Consider the following 18,529-nt stretch of genomic DNA (forward strand, 5'->3'; position numbering starts at 1 on the left):
TCATTAAATTTTAAAGAATCAATTAAATTTGTACTGTGAGGTGATGGAGGGAGACTGAAGTCACCTCTTTTTTTTTATGGCAGATAAAAAAATTAGATCAGTAGCCAAAACTTTTTCTTGGAGATTTATCATTTTTGTTTATTGGGTAATTTTTGGTTATATCTACACTGGAACATTCACGGGTGCGGGAATACTTGGTGTGGGTTCAATAGTTCCACTTTTTTTCTACTATTTTCACGAAAGAATTTGGAGCAGAGTTAAATGGGGAACTGATTAAATCTTAAGTTATTGATAAGTATTCAAAAAAAGATCTGATCGATACAATAATCAAAAATATTCCAAAGATTTTACTTAAAATATTTTTATCTATTTTGTAAACTGCTTTAGCTCCTATTCTAGCCATTAGCATTGTTACTGGTACAAAAACTAAAAATCCAAGTAAATTTACATATCCAAAACTATAAGGCGTACTTATGTTATCTACAATTTTACCTCCGGTAATCATCGTGACAGTACCAAAAACTGCAATTAAAAATCCAACTCCTGCTGCAGTTCCTATTGATCTCCTAATATCGTAACCAAAAGTTCTCATAAAAGGAACCATTAAAGAACCACCACCTATACCTAATAATACAGATATAAAACCTATAATAACTCCAGAAATATTTTTAGCAGAGTCAGAGATCATTTTTGGATTTTTTAAAAGTTGTTCTCTGAAAAAAATAAAAAATAAACCAACTATAAAAGCCATAATTGAGAAAAATAGAACAAAAGCAGGTGTTTTCAAGTTTACTGCTAAAAATGTTCCGCCAATTACACCAAATAAAATAAATATACCAAATGATTTGATTAACTTAAAATCAACCGCATCATACTCCATGTGGGTTTTTGTTGATATGATGGAAGTTGGAATTATGATTGCTAACGAAGTACCAACTGAAAGATGCATTCTTGTTGCAATATCAAAATCTAAAACAGTAAAAGCATAATAAAGGGCAGGCACTATTATAATACCACCACCAACGCCTAATAAACCTGCCATAAAACCAGCGACTGATGCTGCTAAAGATAAAACAAATAAAAGATTTATAATTTCATTTATGTCTAAAGTTTCCATTATGAGTTGGCCTGAATTGCCTTTTCATTATTCTGAACAATAGTCATAATATGTTTTGCTTTTTGAAAATCGGAGTCTCTTGCCATCATGTTATCACTTAAATATCTTTTCCATTCTTTTGAACCAACTTGTCCATGATATAAACCTACTGTATGTCTCATGATATGATTAATTTTTGTTCCTAATTTTACTTCTCTATCAGCATACTCTAAAAGTTTTTCTACAACTTGTTCCCTTGTGGGACTACTTTTTGTCTTGAATATTTCTTTTTCAATTTCAATTAAGGAATAAGGATTTTGATAAATTGATCTTCCTATCATTACACCATCACAAAAATTTAAATGATTATTTATTTCCTCAACTTTTGTGATACCGCCATTGATAATTATTTCTAAATTAGGATTTTCTTTTTTAACATCATAAACCATTTTATAGTTTAATTTTGGAATATTTAAATTTTGTTTTGGAGACAAGCCTGTCAAAATAGCCTTCCTTGCATGCAAAATAAATGTTTTTGAACCAGCATCTCTCATCTTATGAATAAAATTATTTAAATAATCGAACTCTTCTGTATCATCGAAACCAATTCTTGTCTTAGCTGTAACGGGAATTTTACATGCGTTAACCATTGAATTAATACATTCAGCAACCAAATCAGGTTCTTTGATTAAACATGCTCCAAATTTATTTTTTTGAACTTTTTTGCTAGGGCAACCAAGGTTAATATTAATTTCGTCATAACCCATATCCTCTGCAATTTTAGCTACTTCTGCTAACTCTTCTTTATTAGACCCACCTACTTGTAGAGCCAATGGTTTTTCTTCAGGACTAAAAGATAAAATTTTTTTTCTATCACCATGAATTGCAGATTTTGTTGCAACCATCTCAGTATAGAGCATTACATTTTTGCTCATCAGTCTTAAAAAGAAACGATCATGTCTATCAGTACAATCCATCATTGGGGCAACTGATATTTTTCTGTTTATTTTTTTTTTAGAATCCAAGGTCTTTACCCATTATTTTATCAGGTAGCCATGTAACAATCTCAGGAAAAATACATAAAATTACTATAGCTAAAGCCATAATTATCATAAACGGTATAGATCCTTTTAAAATTTCTGACAAACTAACGTCTGGGGTAATTCCTTTTATAATATAAAGATTTAATCCAACTGGTGGTGTAATTAAGCCAATCTCCATATTGATTGTAAATACTATTGCAAACCAATATGGGTCAAAACCTAAAGTAGTAATAACTGGCAATAATATTGCTGAGGTCATTACAATAACTGCAACTGGAGGTAAAAAGAAACCAGCTATCAAAAGAAATATGTTTATTAGAATGAACACAACCCATTTGTTTGAGCTTAATTCCACCATGCTTTGTGCTAGAGATTGAGTTACATAAAGTTGCGAAAGAGTGAATGCAAAAAGATATGAAGCAGCAATAATGAACATTATCATTACACTTTCTTTCATTGAAACTTTAACAATGTTCCAAATCTTTTTTGGCTGATAAATTTTGTATACAACAGCAATTAATACAAAAACTAAAAATGCCCCTACTCCAGAAGCCTCTGATGGTGTTGCGACTCCTCCATAAAGTACATACAACACACCAGCGATAATCGCTAAGAAAGGAAGAATCCTTGGTAATACTTCAAGTTTTTCTTTTAAAGTTGGTCTTACTCTATTTCTTAAAGCTTTTGCTGCATCTTTATCAATAAAATAACTGTGTATTAAAGCCCATATCGCAAACATACCTGCCAACATAAAGCCCGGTACAAGACCACATAAAAACAATCTTCCAATTGATGTACCAGTTGCGATTCCATAAACAATTAAAACAATACTAGGAGGAATTAAAACTCCTAAGGTTCCTCCAGCAGCAATGGTTCCTGTTGCGATTTGGTCGGAGTAACCTCTTTTTCTCATCTCCGGTATTCCCATTGTTCCAATTGCAGCACAAGTTGCTGGACTAGATCCACTTAAAGCTGCAAAAATTGAACAAGCTCCAATATTTGAAATTACCAGTCCTCCCGGTACTCTCCAAAGCCATCTATCTAAGCCTGTATATAAATCTTTTCCTGCAGGAGAATTGGCAACTGCCATTCCCATTAAAATAAACATTGGTATTGAAAGTAAAACAAAAGAATTTAATCCTGCAAAAAACGTCTCCGCAAAGACATCAAGCATTTGAAAACCTTCAAATGTTACCAAAAGAGCTATCGAAACAAAACTCAAACCAAATGCAATTGGAATTCCAGAAAAAAGTACCAATAAAGTAAAAACTGCAACAATTAATGCTATAATCAATGGATCCATTTATCTAAAATCCTCTTCATCAGTTAATTTTATAATTTCTGCGATATACTGTAATATCATTAATAAAGCCCCCAACATCATTGATGAATATGGTATCCATAGTGGTGGATCCCACACAGTTCCTGTTGAATAATTTTTGGTAAATGCTTCCTCGAACATTAAAAATCCAAAATAAAATAAAATTAGGAAAAATAATAAACTAATAGATGATGTAAAAATTTTTAATCTAATTATATTTTTCTTGGATAAAAAATCATAAATCCATTCCATGCTCACATGAGCTTTCTCACTCAGAACGTATACACTCCCTATAAAAGTTGAAGCAACTAACAACATAGTTACAAGTTCTGTTTGCCATGTGATTGCTCTTTGAAAAAAATATCTTTCAAAAACAAGTTCAACGATTACTAAGATTGATAAGAGCAATGCTAATACAGCAAAAGCACCACATGCTTTGGCTATATGATCACAAAATTGAAGATACTTTTTTTTCATAAAAAAAACCCCTATTTAATAAGAATAAATAGGGGTTCTTTATATATTATTTTATTTAACTGCTAAAGCCATTTCCATCAGCTTATCGCCACCTGGAACTTTGTCAGCAAATGCCTTATGAGAAGATTTTTTCGCAATCTCTACCCATGCAGCATGATCTTTTGCATCCATGTATACTAATTTCACACCTGCAGCTTTATAAGCATCTTCAAACTTTTTATCTAAGTTTTCTACTTGAGCTGTCATGTATTTCTCAGCAACTTTTCCAGCCTTCATTAAAGCTTTTTGCTGCTTAGAATTTAAGGCATCAAAAGACTTCTTAGACATCAAAATTGGCTCATACATAAACCATAGACCAAATTTTCCTGGAGGAGTTGCACATGAAACTTGTTCATAAATTTTGTAACTTACAAAACTTCCTGAACTAGTGTTAGCACCTGTTAATACACCAGTTTGTAAACCTGTGTAAATTTCAGATGATGGCATACTTTGTATACCTGCGCCTGCAGCTTCTAACATTTGGTTAAATGCTTTTCCTGCAGCTCTCATAACTTGACCTTTTGCATCGCTAGGATTTTTAATACATTTTGTTTTTGAAGCAAAACCACCACCTAACCAAGCATCAGATAAAACTACAACACCAGCATCATTAATAATTTTTTTAATTTCAGTCATCATTGGACCTTTATTAAATCTTAATGCGTGGTCATGATTTTTTACTGTTCCAGGCATTAAAGTTGCGTCAAATTCTGGATGGAATTTAGAAGCATATGCTAATGGAAAAGCAGAAATATCTAATTGACCAGTTGTCATTGGTTTCCACTGTTCTTTTGGTTTGTATAATGATTTAGCTGGGTAAATTCTAATATCTACTCCAACATTTGCTTTTTTCACCTCGTCAGCAATAATTTGAACCATTTCGTGACGTGGGTCATAAGATCCATCAGCTCTTGGTGTACCTGGCCATTGGTGACTTGCTTTCAGCGTAACTGCATAAGCAGAACCAATAGTAGTAAAAACAAAAACTAATGAAGTTAAATATAAAGATATCTTTTTTAACATTATTTTTTCCCTCTATTGTTATTTTTAATAGTTGAATTAAAGTGAACTTATTAATAAGAGTCAAGTCGACAAAAACTCATGTTATATAAAATTATATGGATGGACCGTTAAAAAACCTACTAGTAGTTGATTTAACAAGGGTATTGGTCGGTCCTTACTGCACAATGATACTATCAGACCTTGGTGCAAGAGTAATTAAAGTTGAAGCCCCAGAAATTGGAGATGACTCTAGAAAATTTGGACCATTCATTAAAGATTACTCAGCCTATTTTATGTCATTGAATAGAGGTAAAGAAAGTATTGCGCTGAATTTAAAAAATAGTGAGGATAAAAAAATTTTTGATAAAATTTTATCTAAAGCTGATATTTTAGTGGAAAATTTCAAACCAGGTACTTTAGAAAAATGGGGTTACGGTTGGAAAGATGTTAATAAAAAATATCCTAAATTAATTTACGCTTCTGCTTCTGGATTTGGTCAAACTGGTCCTTTGAAAGAGTTACCTGCTTACGATATGGTTGTACAAGGTATGGGTGGATTAATGAGTGTAACTGGTCAGCCTAATTCTGAACCAACTAGAGTTGGGACATCAATTGGTGACATCACTGCTGGTTTGTTCACAGCAATTGGAATTAATGCAGCTCTTTATGATAGACAAAAAACAGGTAAAGGGATGTTCATAGATGTTTCGATGCTAGATTGTCAAATAGCAATTTTAGAAAATGCTATCGCTCGTTACTTAGCAAAAAATGAAATACCAAAACCGATGGGGTCACGTCATCCATCTATTGCACCTTTTGAAGCTTTCAAAACAAAAGATAGTTACATTATCATTGCTGCTGGGAACGATAGATTGTTTGAAAAACTCTGTGAACTTTTAGCAATGCCTGAGATAAGTAAAGATCCTAAATTTTCTGACAATTCATCAAGAGCTAAGAATATGGATGAACTTAAAATAATTCTTGAAAAAAAATTAGCATCTAGATCGACCAGTGAATGGGTTAAAGATATGGAAAAAGAAAAAATTCCATGTGGTCCAATATTTAATATTAAAGAAGCAGTAGAAAATCCTCAAGTAGATGCAAGAAACATGATTGTTAAAGCATTTCATAAAGAGATTGGAGATTTTAAATTAGCAGGTAATCCAATTAAAATGTCTACTTATAAAGATGAAAAAACTAGAGGTGATATCCCTGATTTAGACGAACATAGAGAAAAAATTTTAAAAGAATTTACTTAATTGTTCTCAACTTCGTTTGAAGTGTCTTGCTCAGTAGCTTGATTTTCTGTTTCAGTCACCTCATCTAACGAAACATCGCCTTGCTCATCACCTGTTTCATCGGTAGCTGCTGTATCAATGTCTGGTTTAGCAGTTTGAGATAGTTCTGCTAAGTCTTCATTAGAAACTTGAATTTTCTCTGGAGTTTTTCTTGCTCTCTTAGATGGCAAAATAGGAGTACCACTTTTTGAAATTTCACCTTTATATAGACTTTCAAAATCATCACCTACATCTTCATCATCCTCAGCACCATCATCAACTTGCTCTACATGTTTTCTTAATTTGTAAACTGCACTTTCAGTAAGTTCATTTACTTTAATATTTTCTTCTGCAATTTCTCTAAGAGCAATAACTGTATTTTTATCGTTATCTCTATCTAAAGTTGGTTCTATTCCAGTGTTAAGTTGAGTTGCTCTTTCTTTGGCAACTAAAACTAATTCATAAGGACTTTCTACTTTATCGATGCAATCTTCTACTGTTACTCTAGCCATGCGGAGTATCTATACAGTGAACTTTAAAAAATCAAGGGGAATTTTATAAATACTGAGGATTTAGCTTATTTCTAACAAAAAATAACAAAACTGCAGCTAAAGCGATATAGATAAATGATACTTGCGCAACTTGTTCTATTGAAAATCCTGTATCAATTAAAAGACCAAAAAATGCAGTACCAAAAGCGGTTGAAAAAACCATTAACGCTGTAGTTAAGGCTTTTATAGAGCCGATGTGTCTTACACCATAAATTTCTGCCCACGTTGAAGAACCTAATACGTTTGCAAGTCCATTTGATATACCAATTAAGCCTAAAAATAAGAAAGCTGAAAATGAAATATCAAAATACATTAAAACTATTGTTGAGATTAACAACGGAATATTCATAAAAATAAGTAATTTTCTGCTAGTAAATTTATCGATCAAAAAACCTGCAACTAATAAAGTTATTACTGACAAAACAGAATAAACCATAAAAGATTGTGCAATTACATAGGTGCCCCACCCTTTAGACTCGGTGATAAAAGATTGGTAAACAAATACACCTGTTGCAATCCATGGCATTGCTAACATATTCAAACAAACGATATAAAATCTATAATCTTTAAGTACTTCAATTCTTTTCCATTGTTTTATTTTTTCATTAGACTCATTTTGATTAGTTTCTTCTCTAGACTCAAAGTTTAAATTCCTTACTAAAATAAAAGAGGTAATTGGAAGAAGTATTAAAACTAATATTGAAATATATATCCATAAATTTTGCCAAGAAGTAACAGTGAGTAAATATACAATTAAAACAGGCAATATAAATTCAGCAGTAGAGAGACCAAACCAGCTTGTACTTAAAGCTTTTCCTCTAGATTTTGTAAAATATCTTGAAATTGTCGTTGTTGCAGTATGAGACATCATACCCTGACCTGAAAATCTCATTAAAAAAATTGCTATAAACAAAAAAGTTATTGAAGAAATCTTTGAGAAGAAAAAACAAGAAAAAGATAAAAGTATTGTAACAAAAAATGCAAATTTAAATATATTGATATCATCTATTTTTTTTCCAACCCAAATTAACAAAAAACTGCTGAGCAAGGTTGCGGATGCATAGATTGTTCCAAATTGTCCCTGGGTGATAGATAAAGCATCTCGTATACTAGAATTAAAAAGACCAAGAAAAAAACTCTGTCCAAAACTAGAAAAAAATGTAAATATAAAACCAAATATAATTACTTTTAAACTTAAACTTTTAAACATATTAAAAAAATTATGAGCTGTAATGTTGCTTTTATAGGTCTTGGTGTCATGGGTTATCCAATGGCTGGTTATATATCAAAAGGTGGACACAATGTAACTGTTTTTAACAGAACAAAATCCAAAGCTGAAAAATGGATTAAAGAATACAAAGGTAATATAGCTGATACTCCAGCTGAAGCTTCAAAAGACGCAGAATACATTTTTACATGTGTTGGAAATGATAATGATTTAAGAGAAGTAACCTTTGGAGACAACGGTGCATTTAAAACAATCAAAAAAGGAGCTGTTTATATTGATAACACAACTGCTTCTGCAACAATTGCGAGAGAGATTCATGCTTATGCAAAAAAAAATGGATTTGGTGCATTAGATGCTCCTGTATCAGGAGGACAAGCTGGTGCAGAAAATGGAGCACTAACAGTTATGATCGGTGGTGATCAAACTGATTTTGATAAAGCAAAAGATAAGATTGATTGTTACAGTAAAAAAATGAAATTACTTGGTGGTCCTGGCAATGGACAACTAGCTAAAATGGTTAATCAAATTTGTATTGCAGGTTTAGTTCAAGGCCTATCTGAAGCTATTAATTTTGGAATGAAGGCTGGATTGAACATGGAAGATGTTATTGAAGTTATTTCAAAAGGTGCTGCACAATCTTGGCAAATGGAAAATAGATATAAAACAATGATTGATGACAAATTTGATTTTGGTTTTGCAGTGGATTGGATGAGAAAAGATTTAAAGATTGCAATGAATGAAGCTAAAAATAATGGCTCATTGTTACCTGTCACTGAACTCGTTGATAAATATTATGGTGAAGTACAAGGCATGGGTGGTAATCGTTGGGATACTTCAAGCTTAATAAAAAGATTTAGAAAATAAAGTATGCAGCCAGCATACTATGAAGATTTTGCGGAAATTCAAAATAAGTATTGGTCTATGTTAGATGATGCTGTGACCAATAGAGGCTCGCCATTCAGAATTCCAGTTTTTATTTGTGCTCATCAAAACGAAGTTGATGGCAGAATTGTTGTGTTAAGAAAATCAGATAGAGAGAATAATTTGTTACAGTTTCACACCGATCTTAGATCGCCAAAAGTAGAGATTCTCAAGAAAAATAAAAATGCTTCTTTAGTCTTTTATGATAAAGAAGAAAAGATACAATTAAGAGTTAAAGTTGAGTGTGAAGTAAATAATCAAAATTCTACCACTGAGAAATCTTGGAAAAAAACTCAACATATTAGTAGAAGATGTTACTTAACTGATAGCCCTCCTGGAACTGCATCGGATAATCCAACCTCCGGAATGATATCTAAATTAGAGGATTTTGATTACACGATGGAACAAAGTGAAGAGGGTTATAAAAATTTTACAGTTATTAAGTGTAAAATTAAATCTATTGAGTGGTTATACCTTGCAGCTAAAGGGCACCGTAGAGCTAAGTTTGATTTAGAAAATAAAAAAGAAAGTTGGCTGGTTCCTTAATGAAAAAATACGAAGCAATGGTTCTATCTTGTATGGATCCACGTTTTCAGCCAAAAGTTTATAAATATCTAAAAGGTAAAAAACTCACAGGAAAATATAGTTCTTTTACAATAGCTGGGGCCGGCATTGGTGTAACTCACAAAAAATTTAAAAAATGGCACTCTACTTTTATAGATAATTTATCAACTTCCATCAAATTACATAAGATTAATAAACTTATTGTAATAAATCATAAAGATTGTGGTGCTGCAAAAATTGTAAATGGTAAAAAGAAATTTACCTCTATTATTGAAAACAAGATACACAAAGACTCGTTCAAAGTGATAAAAAAAACTTTAAATAAAAAATTTCCAAATTTAAAAATATATTTTAAGATTTTATCTCTAAAAGATTGATTTAAGAAATATTAAAAATGCTTGGCTAGTTCCTTAACAAATTTTTATATCCTAAAATATTCCCTTATCTATAGCATTCAAAACAAGAGATCTGTAATTGTAGTCTCGATGTACTGCATGGGTGTAAACAATTCGATTTTCATCAAAATTTATCAGCAATGCAATACCACCATATCCATCCATACCCATCACCGTATCACCTATGCCAGGATAGTTGGTATGAAAAAAACCTGCATAAGATTGTGAATAACCGTCACCTACATTATATGCTCCTTTATAAACTCTATTTGAATAAACATCTTTAAGATAATTTCCTATACATGTGTCACTGTTCCAATCATTCAAAATAGCTATGCCAATTCTTAATGTATCGTAACGTGATGCTTTAAAATTTGATTGAATAACACCCTTTGACTCAACCCCACTACCATTAAACCTTAATTTCCCAGCAAGACCTACATGATTTTTTAGGACGTCATTAATAAATGAATTAAATTTATGTCCAGTTTTAAATGAAATATAATTCAAAGCTACATTGGGAGAAAATTGAGAATAGTTAAAACGTTTTTTTCCTGGTTTAGTGTTTGCTAATTCTTTTTTTGCAATACTGGCAATAGTTAAATCACCTATGTCTCTTCCTGAACTTAAATTATTGTTCCAAATATATTTTTGATCACCTGTGCTGGCGTTGATAAGATCTTGTACTGTAGCTGTTTCCAGCAGTGTTCCTTTGAGGATTGGCCAATCAGCCAAAGTTGATGATAAAGAATTAATGTAACCTTTACAGATGGCATGACCCATGAGGTAACCACCTAAACTTTTTCCTAAAGACATACTGTATATCATCGTGTCATCATCTATTAAATCTCCAAATCTTTCAGGGGGAGATAGCTGATCAATAACAATCTCTCCATCTTCATACATTAAATAACTAATTAAACCTGTCGACTGCATCTTCTTAACAATCTTTTTTATTATCTTTGGTTCTTTTTGAAGATTAAATTTTAAAGCACTTGGTTGAGAAGATGGTTTGGTATAAAATTTTTTATCATTTTTACCTCTTTTGTTATAAGAAAGAAAATGGTATCTCAATGTCTCAAGATTTGGATTAACATATTCTTCAGGAATTTGTCTATTTTTCCATGTTTTAACTTTCTTTGATTTTAAAGATTTTTGCTCGTCACACTTATTGTAATACCAAAGGTTACTGTATTTGGGTAATGATTTACATTTTTCACTTTCTGCAAAAGCTTTACTGCTTAACAACAAACCTAGAACTACAACCCAAAAAATCTTTTTCATAATTAATACTTAATTTATTTTTTCTTTAATTTTTTGAGAACTATTTTTTTCCAATTGTAGTGTCTATCTCTTGAATTTACTACAATTATCCTTTCTTTTTCAAAATCAATAATGATATTTTGTCCACCGAAACCATCTAAGCCAGCAATTTTTCTTTTAGATAATCCAATTATGTCAAAATGAAACTGTCCTCCATATTTTCTTGTGTACTGACTTACAGAAAATTGACCATGTCTATCACCATTATAATTTTTTTTATTTTTATTAATTCTTTGTTCATAAATAGTTTTCAAATATTTACCTACGCATGTATCATTATTCCAATGATCCATAATTGACTTTGCAATTCTTAGATAATCATATCTATCCGCATAAAAAGAATATCTTCCATATTCTCCCTTTTCTTTATCAGAAAATGATCTTCTTATGGTCTTGCTAAAGTATACACTATTTTTAATTTTTGCATCTTCCTTAAAAACTTTATTTAATAATTTTTGATATTCATCACCTACTTTATAAATTGTATAATTCATAATGGTGTTGGTAGCTAAAGCATTATAATTATAAACTGGACCTGATTTTTTTGTATTTTGTAAAATTTTAGACTCCATTATATTTTTTATTGGATAAACATTTACATTTAAAGATCTCTTTCCTGATTTATCTTGAATTCCATTGTCTGAATTAAAGTTTCTTTCACCAATAATTTTTTGATCACCTGCTGTCATATTAAGTAAATTTATAAGTTTTTGACCCTCGTAAAGGGTGCCCTTTATAGTAGACCAATCATCTAATTTAACATTGATATCATCTATATAACCTTCACATATTGCGTAACCTGTTACATATGACACTAGACTTTTACCCATCGAGTGTGATGGCATTAAACCCTTATTACTTATAATATTGGCTGGAAGATCATGTTCATCTATTTTAATTTTATTATCTTCAAATAACAAATAACTATGTAAACCAGTTTTCTTTTTATTTTTTAGTTCTTTTACTACGTCTTTGTCATGAATTAAATCTGAGTTGAATTTATAATAATTATTAGATCCTTTTATTTCATACTTCCAAAAGGCATAAAAACTATACTCCTCATATTGATGTTTGGCATAAGAATTTGAGAAAATAATGATATTGAATAAACAGACTAATATAATTTTTTTCACAAGTTAAAAAATTGCTTTAGAATATTTTTTCCAGTTATCTTGGTAATGCTTTGTGTTCTCAATAATTGCTTTTTTTTCATCTTCAGTAATTTCTCTTACAACTTTTCCAGGTGAGCCTATCACCAAAGAGTTGTCTGGAATTTCTTTATTTTCTGTAATCAATGCTTTTGCACCGACTAAACAGTTCTTTCCAATTTTTGCATTATTTAAAATCACTGCACCTATTCCGATTAAACTATTGTCTCCTATCGTACATCCATGAAGCATAACCATATGTCCAACGGTAACATTTTTTCCAACTTTTAATGGATAACCAGGATCAGTATGCAAAACACTTCCGTCTTGTATATTAGAACCTTCACCAATATGAATATTTTCTACATCGCCTCTTAAGGTTGCATTAAACCAAATACTAGAATTTTTTTCTAATGTAACATCACCTATTATAGTTGCATTAGGTGCTACCCAATTTTCGCCAGAGTTTTTTGGTTTTTTATCTTTTAAATCGTAAAACATAATTTATATATTATTACATTATGCCTATACAAACTCCAATATGTGATTTTGGTCAAAAAGCTCATGACTTTAAGCTTAAATCAACAGAAGGTAAAATTCTCTCACTAGCAGATGTCAAAGGTGAAAAAGGAACACTAATTATGTTTATCTGCAATCACTGTCCATATGTTAAAGCAGTTACAAAAGATATTGTTGAAGATTGCAAAAAATTAAAAGACATTGGTATCAATTCAGTAGCCATTTGTGCCAATGATGCAGAAAATTATCCTGAAGATTCTTTTGATAATATGATTGAGTTTTCAAAAAAAAATCAATTTGGTTTCCCTTATTTAGTTGATGAAACGCAAGAAGTAGCAAAAACTTATGATGCAGTATGTACTCCAGATTTTTTTGGATACAACAAAGATTTAGAGCTTCAATATAGGGGAAGATTGAGAGAACTAAAAAAATTAATTCCAGTTAGAGATGGCGATAGTGATCTTTTAAAAGCTATGATGCAAATTGCTGAAACTCATAAGGGACCTGAGAACCAAATTCCTAGTGCTGGATGTGGTATAAAGTGGAAAACTAATTAATGTTTATTATCGTTACCAAAACTTTCCCACCAGAATTAGGTGGAATGCAAAGTTTGATGTGGGGTTTATCTCGTGAAATGTCAAAAAATTTCATGATTAAAGTTTTTGCGGATTATCACGAAAATCATAAAGATTTTGATGAACAGGCAAGTTTTTCAATTGAAAGAGTTGGTGGAATAAAATTTTTAAGAAAAATAAGAAAAGCTCAATTAATAAATGAATTTTTAAAAGAAAATAAAGTTGAGGGTATCATTGCGGATCACTGGAAAAGTTTAGAATTGATAAAAACTGATAAAAAAAAGTATTGTTTAATTCATGGTAAAGAGATCAACCATCCTTTAGGAAGCTCATTAAATAAAAGAGTTATAAAAGTTCTTAATAATGTAGAGAAAGTAATTGCAAATTCTGAATATACAAAAAATTTAGCAATAAATAATGGTGTAGATCAAGACAGAGTTATAGTCATAAACCCTGGGGCTGATCCAGTGCAGGAATTAAATAAAAAATCTCTTGAGAAAGTTGAAAGTCTATTAAAAGTAAAAACACCAAGACTAATTACTGTTTCTAGATTTGATAAAAGAAAAAATCATGAAAAAGTAATTATGGCATTAAGAAATTTAAAACAACTTTACCCTGATATTGTTTATATTTGTATTGGTTATGGTGATGAAGAGGAGAATATAAAAAAATTAGTTGAAGAGTTAGATCTAACTTCACAAGTAATGTTCTTTAAAGATATAAGTAATGATTTAAAAAATGCCTTAATAGCTAAATCAAATATCTTTGTCATGCCATCTATAATACATAAAACTTCTGTAGAAGGTTTTGGGATAGCTTATGTGGAAGCTGCACAATATGGAATTCCCTCACTAGGAGGAAAAGATGGTGGTGCATCCGATGCAATTGATCACGATAAAACTGGATTAATTTGTGATGGGAACAATCTAGATGATATATATTCATCATTAAATTCAATGATTGAAAATAAAAAATATATTGAACTTGGAAAGAATGCCAAAGAGTATGTTTCAAAATTTCAATGGGATAAAACTTTTGAAGAATACAAAAAAATTCTTAATTAATTTAAAGAATTAATTAATCTTTCAAAAACTTTTTCTGCACTTAAATTATTCAAGTCTGTTACTTCAATTGCTTTAAAATTATCTCTTTCAATGCTGACTTTGTATGCAGTAGTATGTTTTCCAAATAAAGTTAAGCCTTTAGCTCCAACATGAGCTGCAATATGAGCAGGTCCCGTATCATTAGCAATAACAAAGGTGCTTTCTTTTATTAAAGAAGTTAGTTGAGGAATATCAAGTGCTTTTCCATTATCTAATAAAACTTCAGCATTTATTTCTTTTGCATCATTTATCTCGGATGGGCCCGGAGCTATAACAATTTTATATTCGTTACCAAATTTATCTAAAATAAGTTTTATAAGATCATTATAATAAGGCCATTTCTTAATATGCAAGTGAGGCGAGCAAAAAGGAAATAATAAAATAAATTTATTCAATTTGAAATGATCTTTGATTTTACTGATCTCAGAGCCAGCCCAACTAAAATTAGGATTTAAAGTATGAGATGTTTTTAGTCCTGAGGTTTGTAATTGATGATTAAATCTATCTAGAACAGAGTGTTTATCAAATTCCTTTTTATCTATTACTTCTGGCAAAGTTGTAATTGAGCTAGACCATGTTTCTTTTTTTGCTTTAGGAAAAAGAATATTTTTATAAAAATTTGTTCTTGAGGAATTTTGAAGATCGAAAACTTTTGAAAAACTATGTTTCTTAAGTTCTCTCATTAAGAAATATAAGTATATAAGATTATATCTTGGCAACCTTTTATCTAGGATTACTTCATGAATAAATGGATTTTTTTTAAAAACTTCTAAATAAGCTTTTGTAGTTAGTAAATAAATTCGATCATTTTTATGATTTTCAGATATGTCTTGAATTGCACCACTTGCTTGAGCTATATCTCCTAATGATCCGTGTTTAATAATTAAAATATTAGACATATTTATAACAAGATAGCACAGTATTAAATTTTATGAATAAAATTATAGTTGAAGTTTCGATAGGTGAACTTTTAGATAAAATTTCAATTTTAGAAATCAAACAAGGAAAAATTAAAGATTCAGAAAAACTAAAATTTATCAATAACGAACACTCTATTCTAAAAAATCAGCTTGATAAGAATGTAAAATCTGATGGTAAACTTAATGATCTTTATCAATCATTAAAAGAAATAAATTCTAAACTATGGGTTATTGAGGATGATAAAAGACAATGTGAAAAAGATAAAGATTTTGGCGAAAAATTTATTCAACTTTCAAGAGACGTCCATTTTCTTAATGATGATAGAGCAAAAATAAAATTAGAAATTAATAATCACACCGGTTCAGTTATAAAAGAGATAAAAGAATATACTAGTTACTAAATAATTCTAATGGCGCTTCATTTTTCAAAAGAAGAGTTTTCTAGCAGAAAAAATAAAGTTTTAAATTCGATGAAAGAGCAAAACCTTGATGCTCTTTTAATGTTTAGACAAGAGTCCATGTATTGGTTAACTGGATACGATACCTTTGGTTATGTTTTTTTTCAGACATTGGTTTTAGATAAAAGCGGAAATATAATACTGCTCACAAGAGCTCCTGATTTAAGACAAGCTCAAAATACATCCAACATAGAAGATATTAGGATATGGGTTGATAAAGATGGATCAAATCCAACTGATGATCTTAAAATTATTTTAAATGAGTTAAATCTTAAAGGAAAAAAGTTAGGAGTTGAATATGAAGCTTATGGTTTAACTGGTCGTAATGCTCTTCGATTAAACAAATCTTTAGAAAATTATTGTTCTCTTGAGGATAAATCAGACTTAATAACAAAATTACGAGTAGTAAAATCTGAAGAGGAAATTGTTTATGTTAAAAAAGCTGCAGAGCTTGCTGATAAAGCTTTAGACGAAGTATGGAGACATGCAAAAGCTGGTGTTAGTGAATCTAAGATCTTAGCAGAAATGAACAGAGTTATATTTGAAGGTGGTGGAGACTATCCTGCAAATGAATTTATAATTGGTTCTGGTAAAAATGCACTGCTTTGTCGTTATCAAGCAGAAAAACAAATTTTAGACAAACAAGATCAATTAACTGTTGAATGGGCTGGTACTTATAGACATTACCATTCTGCTATGTTTAGAACCATTCCTATTGGTAAAGCAGATCCTAAACATCATAAAATGCATGAAGCATGTGTTGAAGCTCTTAAAAATTGTGAAAGTAAATTAAAACCTGGAAATAAAGTTGGAGAAGTTTTTGATATTCATGCAAAAACTTTTGATGATCTTGGTTTTAAAAAAGCTCGGATGAATGCTTGTGGTTACTCATTAGGAAATACTTTTTCTCCAAACTGGATGGATTGGCCAATGCTTTACACTAATAATCCTTATGTAATGCAGCCTGGAAATATATTTTTTATGCACATGATATTGATGGACTCTGAACACCAGTTAGCAATGAATTTAGGTGAAACTTATTTAGTTACAGAAAATGGCAATGAAAGACTTGGTAAACAAAAGTTAGATTTAGTTATTCTTTAAACTAAAAAGTGATTCTAGTGTTGATTGTTTGACTTTATCCTTAAATACCTTGATACTTTATTTAATATAAACAGAGAGGGGAATAAAATGAAAAAAATATTATTAGTATTTATTTCTTTATTATTTTTTGCTTCTAACGTCTTTGCTAACTCAGGAAATTTAGTCATAGTCACATCTTTTCCTAAAGATTTATCAGGGCAGTTTAAAGCAGCTTTTGAAAAGAAATATCCAAATATAACTGTTGAAGTAGTTGGTAAAAAGACGACAGCAGGTATTAAATATATTCAAGAAACTTCATCAAATAACGGTACTGATTTATTCTGGGCTTCTGCACCAGATGCATTTGAAGTATTAAAAGGTGATGGTCTTCTTGCTAAGTACTCATCAAAAGTAAAAGGAATTCCAAAATTAGTTGGTTCTTATCCTATTAATGATCCAGAGGGTTTTTATACAGGATTTGCTGCAGCTGGTTATGGTATGATGTGGAATAATAGATATCTTAAAGCAAACAATCTTCCAGCACCAAAAGAATGGATTGATATGGCTGATCCAATTTATTTTGGTCATACTGGTATGAGTGCTCCTTCAAGATCAGGTACAACACACTTGACTGTAGAAACACTTCTACAAGGTGATGGATTTGTTAAGGGATGGGGCAAAATGAAAAGTATTGCTGCAAACTTTAAAACAGTAACCGCAAGAAGTTTTGGTGTGCCAGATGGAGTAAATAGTGGTGATTTTGGAGTTGGTATAGTTATTGACTTCTTTGGACTATCTTCTATCGGAAGCGGCTTTCCAGTAGGTTTCGTTTATCCAACTGTAACGACTTTAGTACCAGCGAATATTGGTGTTATTACTAATGCTCCTAATGAGAAAAATGCGAAATTGTTTATAGATTTTCTTTTAACTCCTGAAGGTCAAGAAATTCTTCTTGATCCAAAAATCAGAAGATTACCAGTTAATCCGAAAACATACTCAAAAGCTCCAAAGGATTTTCCAAATCCTTTCAAGGACAGCTCAATTGGTGCTGCTGTGAAATTTGATGTTCAACTGTCAAAAGGAAGATATAATTTAGTAAATTCATTATTTGACGTAATGATTACTTATCGTCTTGATGATCTAAGAGCAGCAATGTCAGCAATTTATGAAGCTGAAGCTAAACTTGGAAACAAGAATAATCCTAAAGCTAAAAAACTTATAGCTGAGGCAAGAGCACTAGTTGCAGCTCTGCCTATAACTGAGGCTAAAGCTAATGATGCTGAGTTCAACAAAATCTTTAAGAAAAAAAGAAAAAAAGCAAAGGATATTGAAAAATATGCTGGAACTCGTCAGGCTGAGGTTGAAGCTGAATGGGATAAATTTGTTATAGACAATTACACTAATGCTATAAAAAAAGCAGAAGAAGCAATTAAATCTCTATAAAATATAATATGGCCTCAATTTAAATGATTGAGGCCATTTTTTT

The 18,529-nt window shown here is 30.7% G+C and carries 21 protein-coding genes; 10 read left to right on the top strand and 11 right to left on the bottom strand.

Features of this window, described 5'->3' with window-relative positions:
• Positions 1 to 76: 76 nt before the first annotated feature.
• Entirely contained in the window at positions 77 to 277 is a 201-nt protein-coding gene (locus B5L73_RS04330) for a DUF2061 domain-containing protein (protein WP_085148357.1), read from the top strand.
• A gap of 3 nt (positions 278 to 280) precedes the next feature.
• On the opposite strand, the gene B5L73_RS04335 is transcribed toward B5L73_RS04330, so the two are convergent.
• The 5 genes from B5L73_RS04335 to dctP are packed head-to-tail and all read right to left on the bottom strand — an operon-like array spanning position 281 to position 4,999.
• The gene (locus B5L73_RS04335; protein WP_085148360.1) at positions 281 to 1,117 is read right to left on the bottom strand and encodes a sulfite exporter TauE/SafE family protein; all 837 of its coding nucleotides are present in this window, start codon (positions 1,115 to 1,117) and stop codon (positions 281 to 283) included.
• Positions 1,117 to 2,121, bottom strand: coding sequence for a tRNA dihydrouridine(20/20a) synthase DusA (gene dusA / locus B5L73_RS04340; RefSeq protein WP_445082222.1), 1,005 nt, complete (start codon positions 2,119 to 2,121; stop codon positions 1,117 to 1,119). The genes B5L73_RS04335 and dusA overlap by 1 nt, the downstream gene beginning before the upstream one ends.
• The gene (locus B5L73_RS04345) at positions 2,111 to 3,442 is read right to left on the bottom strand and encodes a TRAP transporter large permease (protein WP_085148364.1); all 1,332 of its coding nucleotides are present in this window, start codon (positions 3,440 to 3,442) and stop codon (positions 2,111 to 2,113) included. Before B5L73_RS04345 ends, dusA begins: the two co-directional genes overlap by 11 nt.
• Positions 3,443 to 3,937 (bottom strand): TRAP transporter small permease subunit, encoded by a 495-nt coding sequence (locus B5L73_RS04350; protein WP_085148367.1) that lies wholly within the window; start codon positions 3,935 to 3,937, stop codon positions 3,443 to 3,445.
• Positions 3,938 to 3,988: 51 nt separating this feature from the next.
• Positions 3,989 to 4,999 carry a TRAP transporter substrate-binding protein DctP gene (gene dctP, locus B5L73_RS04355; RefSeq protein WP_085148370.1) on the bottom strand — a complete coding sequence of 337 codons (1,011 nt, stop codon included), beginning with the start codon at positions 4,997 to 4,999 and terminating at the stop codon, positions 3,989 to 3,991.
• A gap of 95 nt (positions 5,000 to 5,094) precedes the next feature.
• On the opposite strand from dctP, the gene B5L73_RS04360 reads away from it, so the two are divergent.
• Entirely contained in the window at positions 5,095 to 6,237 is a 1,143-nt protein-coding gene (locus tag B5L73_RS04360; protein ID WP_085148373.1) for a CaiB/BaiF CoA transferase family protein, read from the top strand.
• Here the strand turns inward: B5L73_RS04360 and rpoZ are convergent.
• Both rpoZ and B5L73_RS04370 read right to left on the bottom strand, forming a co-directional pair.
• On the bottom strand, positions 6,234 to 6,767 hold the full coding sequence (gene rpoZ / locus B5L73_RS06555; protein ID WP_085148376.1) for a DNA-directed RNA polymerase subunit omega: 534 nt from the start codon (positions 6,765 to 6,767) through the stop codon (positions 6,234 to 6,236). The two genes, B5L73_RS04360 and rpoZ, sit on opposite strands and share 4 nt — an antisense overlap.
• A 43-nt stretch (positions 6,768 to 6,810) precedes the next feature.
• Positions 6,811 to 8,016, bottom strand: coding sequence for an MFS transporter (locus B5L73_RS04370; protein ID WP_085148379.1), 1,206 nt, complete (start codon positions 8,014 to 8,016; stop codon positions 6,811 to 6,813).
• Positions 8,017 to 8,028: 12 nt separating this feature from the next.
• On the opposite strand from B5L73_RS04370, the gene B5L73_RS04375 reads away from it, so the two are divergent.
• The 3 genes from B5L73_RS04375 to B5L73_RS04385 are packed head-to-tail and all read left to right on the top strand — an operon-like array spanning position 8,029 to position 9,896.
• Positions 8,029 to 8,898: an NAD(P)-dependent oxidoreductase gene (locus B5L73_RS04375; protein ID WP_085148381.1), complete on the top strand. Its 870-nt coding sequence runs from the start codon at positions 8,029 to 8,031 to the stop codon at positions 8,896 to 8,898.
• A gap of 3 nt (positions 8,899 to 8,901) precedes the next feature.
• A complete protein-coding gene (locus tag B5L73_RS04380) occupies positions 8,902 to 9,501 on the top strand; it encodes a pyridoxamine 5'-phosphate oxidase family protein (RefSeq protein WP_085148383.1) in 600 nt (199 codons plus the stop codon).
• Positions 9,501 to 9,896, top strand: coding sequence for a carbonic anhydrase (locus B5L73_RS04385; protein ID WP_232309643.1), 396 nt, complete (start codon positions 9,501 to 9,503; stop codon positions 9,894 to 9,896). The genes B5L73_RS04380 and B5L73_RS04385 overlap by 1 nt, the downstream gene beginning before the upstream one ends.
• A 51-nt stretch (positions 9,897 to 9,947) precedes the next feature.
• On the opposite strand, the gene B5L73_RS04390 is transcribed toward B5L73_RS04385, so the two are convergent.
• The 3 genes from B5L73_RS04390 to B5L73_RS04400 are packed head-to-tail and all read right to left on the bottom strand — an operon-like array spanning position 9,948 to position 12,886.
• Positions 9,948 to 11,198, bottom strand: a complete 1,251-nt coding sequence (locus B5L73_RS04390; protein WP_085148386.1) for a hypothetical protein — start codon at positions 11,196 to 11,198, stop codon at positions 9,948 to 9,950.
• Positions 11,199 to 11,212: 14 nt separating this feature from the next.
• Entirely contained in the window at positions 11,213 to 12,370 is a 1,158-nt protein-coding gene (locus B5L73_RS04395) for a hypothetical protein (protein WP_085148388.1), read from the bottom strand.
• A 3-nt stretch (positions 12,371 to 12,373) separates the two neighbouring features.
• Positions 12,374 to 12,886, bottom strand: coding sequence for a gamma carbonic anhydrase family protein (locus B5L73_RS04400; protein WP_085148391.1), 513 nt, complete (start codon positions 12,884 to 12,886; stop codon positions 12,374 to 12,376).
• A 20-nt stretch (positions 12,887 to 12,906) separates the two neighbouring features.
• Between B5L73_RS04400 and B5L73_RS04405 the strand changes: the two genes are divergently transcribed.
• Both B5L73_RS04405 and B5L73_RS04410 read left to right on the top strand, forming a co-directional pair.
• On the top strand, positions 12,907 to 13,461 hold the full coding sequence (locus B5L73_RS04405; protein WP_085148394.1) for a thioredoxin family protein: 555 nt from the start codon (positions 12,907 to 12,909) through the stop codon (positions 13,459 to 13,461).
• Complete coding sequence (locus tag B5L73_RS04410; RefSeq protein ID WP_085148397.1) at positions 13,461 to 14,543, top strand: glycosyltransferase family 4 protein; 1,083 nt, start codon at positions 13,461 to 13,463, stop codon at positions 14,541 to 14,543. The genes B5L73_RS04405 and B5L73_RS04410 overlap by 1 nt, the downstream gene beginning before the upstream one ends.
• Here the strand turns inward: B5L73_RS04410 and B5L73_RS04415 are convergent.
• Complete coding sequence (locus B5L73_RS04415; protein WP_085148400.1) at positions 14,540 to 15,481, bottom strand: glycosyltransferase family 9 protein; 942 nt, start codon at positions 15,479 to 15,481, stop codon at positions 14,540 to 14,542. The two genes, B5L73_RS04410 and B5L73_RS04415, sit on opposite strands and share 4 nt — an antisense overlap.
• Positions 15,482 to 15,513: 32 nt before the next feature.
• Between B5L73_RS04415 and B5L73_RS04420 the strand changes: the two genes are divergently transcribed.
• From B5L73_RS04420 to B5L73_RS04430, 3 genes are all read left to right on the top strand, one after another.
• On the top strand, positions 15,514 to 15,903 hold the full coding sequence (locus B5L73_RS04420; RefSeq protein ID WP_085148403.1) for a DUF6165 family protein: 390 nt from the start codon (positions 15,514 to 15,516) through the stop codon (positions 15,901 to 15,903).
• 9 nt (positions 15,904 to 15,912) lie between these two features.
• Positions 15,913 to 17,064, top strand: a complete 1,152-nt coding sequence (locus tag B5L73_RS04425; RefSeq protein ID WP_085148405.1) for a M24 family metallopeptidase — start codon at positions 15,913 to 15,915, stop codon at positions 17,062 to 17,064.
• Positions 17,065 to 17,151: 87 nt separating this feature from the next.
• Complete coding sequence (locus tag B5L73_RS04430) at positions 17,152 to 18,486, top strand: ABC transporter substrate-binding protein (RefSeq protein ID WP_085148408.1); 1,335 nt, start codon at positions 17,152 to 17,154, stop codon at positions 18,484 to 18,486.
• Positions 18,487 to 18,529: the final 43 nt, after the last annotated feature.

The organism is Candidatus Pelagibacter sp. RS39 (assembly GCF_002101315.1).
Taxonomy (GTDB): domain Bacteria; phylum Pseudomonadota; class Alphaproteobacteria; order Pelagibacterales; family Pelagibacteraceae; genus Pelagibacter.

Excerpts from the sequence above, each read along its gene's own strand:
- B5L73_RS04330 (WP_085148357.1), top strand. The coding sequence starts at position 77 with ATGGCAGATAAAAAAATTAGATCAGTAGCCAAAACTTTTTCTTGGAGA.
- B5L73_RS04335 (WP_085148360.1), bottom strand. The coding sequence starts at position 1,117 with ATGGAAACTTTAGACATAAATGAAATTATAAATCTTTTATTTGTTTTA.
- B5L73_RS04345 (WP_085148364.1), bottom strand. The coding sequence starts at position 3,442 with ATGGATCCATTGATTATAGCATTAATTGTTGCAGTTTTTACTTTATTG.
- B5L73_RS04350 (WP_085148367.1), bottom strand. The coding sequence starts at position 3,937 with ATGAAAAAAAAGTATCTTCAATTTTGTGATCATATAGCCAAAGCATGT.
- dctP (WP_085148370.1), bottom strand. The coding sequence starts at position 4,999 with ATGTTAAAAAAGATATCTTTATATTTAACTTCATTAGTTTTTGTTTTT.
- B5L73_RS04360 (WP_085148373.1), top strand. The coding sequence starts at position 5,095 with ATGGATGGACCGTTAAAAAACCTACTAGTAGTTGATTTAACAAGGGTA.
- rpoZ (WP_085148376.1), bottom strand. The coding sequence starts at position 6,767 with ATGGCTAGAGTAACAGTAGAAGATTGCATCGATAAAGTAGAAAGTCCT.
- B5L73_RS04370 (WP_085148379.1), bottom strand. The coding sequence starts at position 8,016 with ATGTTTAAAAGTTTAAGTTTAAAAGTAATTATATTTGGTTTTATATTT.
- B5L73_RS04375 (WP_085148381.1), top strand. The coding sequence starts at position 8,029 with ATGAGCTGTAATGTTGCTTTTATAGGTCTTGGTGTCATGGGTTATCCA.
- B5L73_RS04380 (WP_085148383.1), top strand. The coding sequence starts at position 8,902 with ATGCAGCCAGCATACTATGAAGATTTTGCGGAAATTCAAAATAAGTAT.
- B5L73_RS04385 (WP_232309643.1), top strand. The coding sequence starts at position 9,501 with ATGAAAAAATACGAAGCAATGGTTCTATCTTGTATGGATCCACGTTTT.
- B5L73_RS04390 (WP_085148386.1), bottom strand. The coding sequence starts at position 11,198 with ATGAAAAAGATTTTTTGGGTTGTAGTTCTAGGTTTGTTGTTAAGCAGT.
- B5L73_RS04400 (WP_085148391.1), bottom strand. The coding sequence starts at position 12,886 with ATGTTTTACGATTTAAAAGATAAAAAACCAAAAAACTCTGGCGAAAAT.
- B5L73_RS04405 (WP_085148394.1), top strand. The coding sequence starts at position 12,907 with ATGCCTATACAAACTCCAATATGTGATTTTGGTCAAAAAGCTCATGAC.
- B5L73_RS04410 (WP_085148397.1), top strand. The coding sequence starts at position 13,461 with ATGTTTATTATCGTTACCAAAACTTTCCCACCAGAATTAGGTGGAATG.
- B5L73_RS04415 (WP_085148400.1), bottom strand. The coding sequence starts at position 15,481 with ATGTCTAATATTTTAATTATTAAACACGGATCATTAGGAGATATAGCT.
- B5L73_RS04420 (WP_085148403.1), top strand. The coding sequence starts at position 15,514 with ATGAATAAAATTATAGTTGAAGTTTCGATAGGTGAACTTTTAGATAAA.
- B5L73_RS04425 (WP_085148405.1), top strand. The coding sequence starts at position 15,913 with ATGGCGCTTCATTTTTCAAAAGAAGAGTTTTCTAGCAGAAAAAATAAA.
- B5L73_RS04430 (WP_085148408.1), top strand. The coding sequence starts at position 17,152 with ATGAAAAAAATATTATTAGTATTTATTTCTTTATTATTTTTTGCTTCT.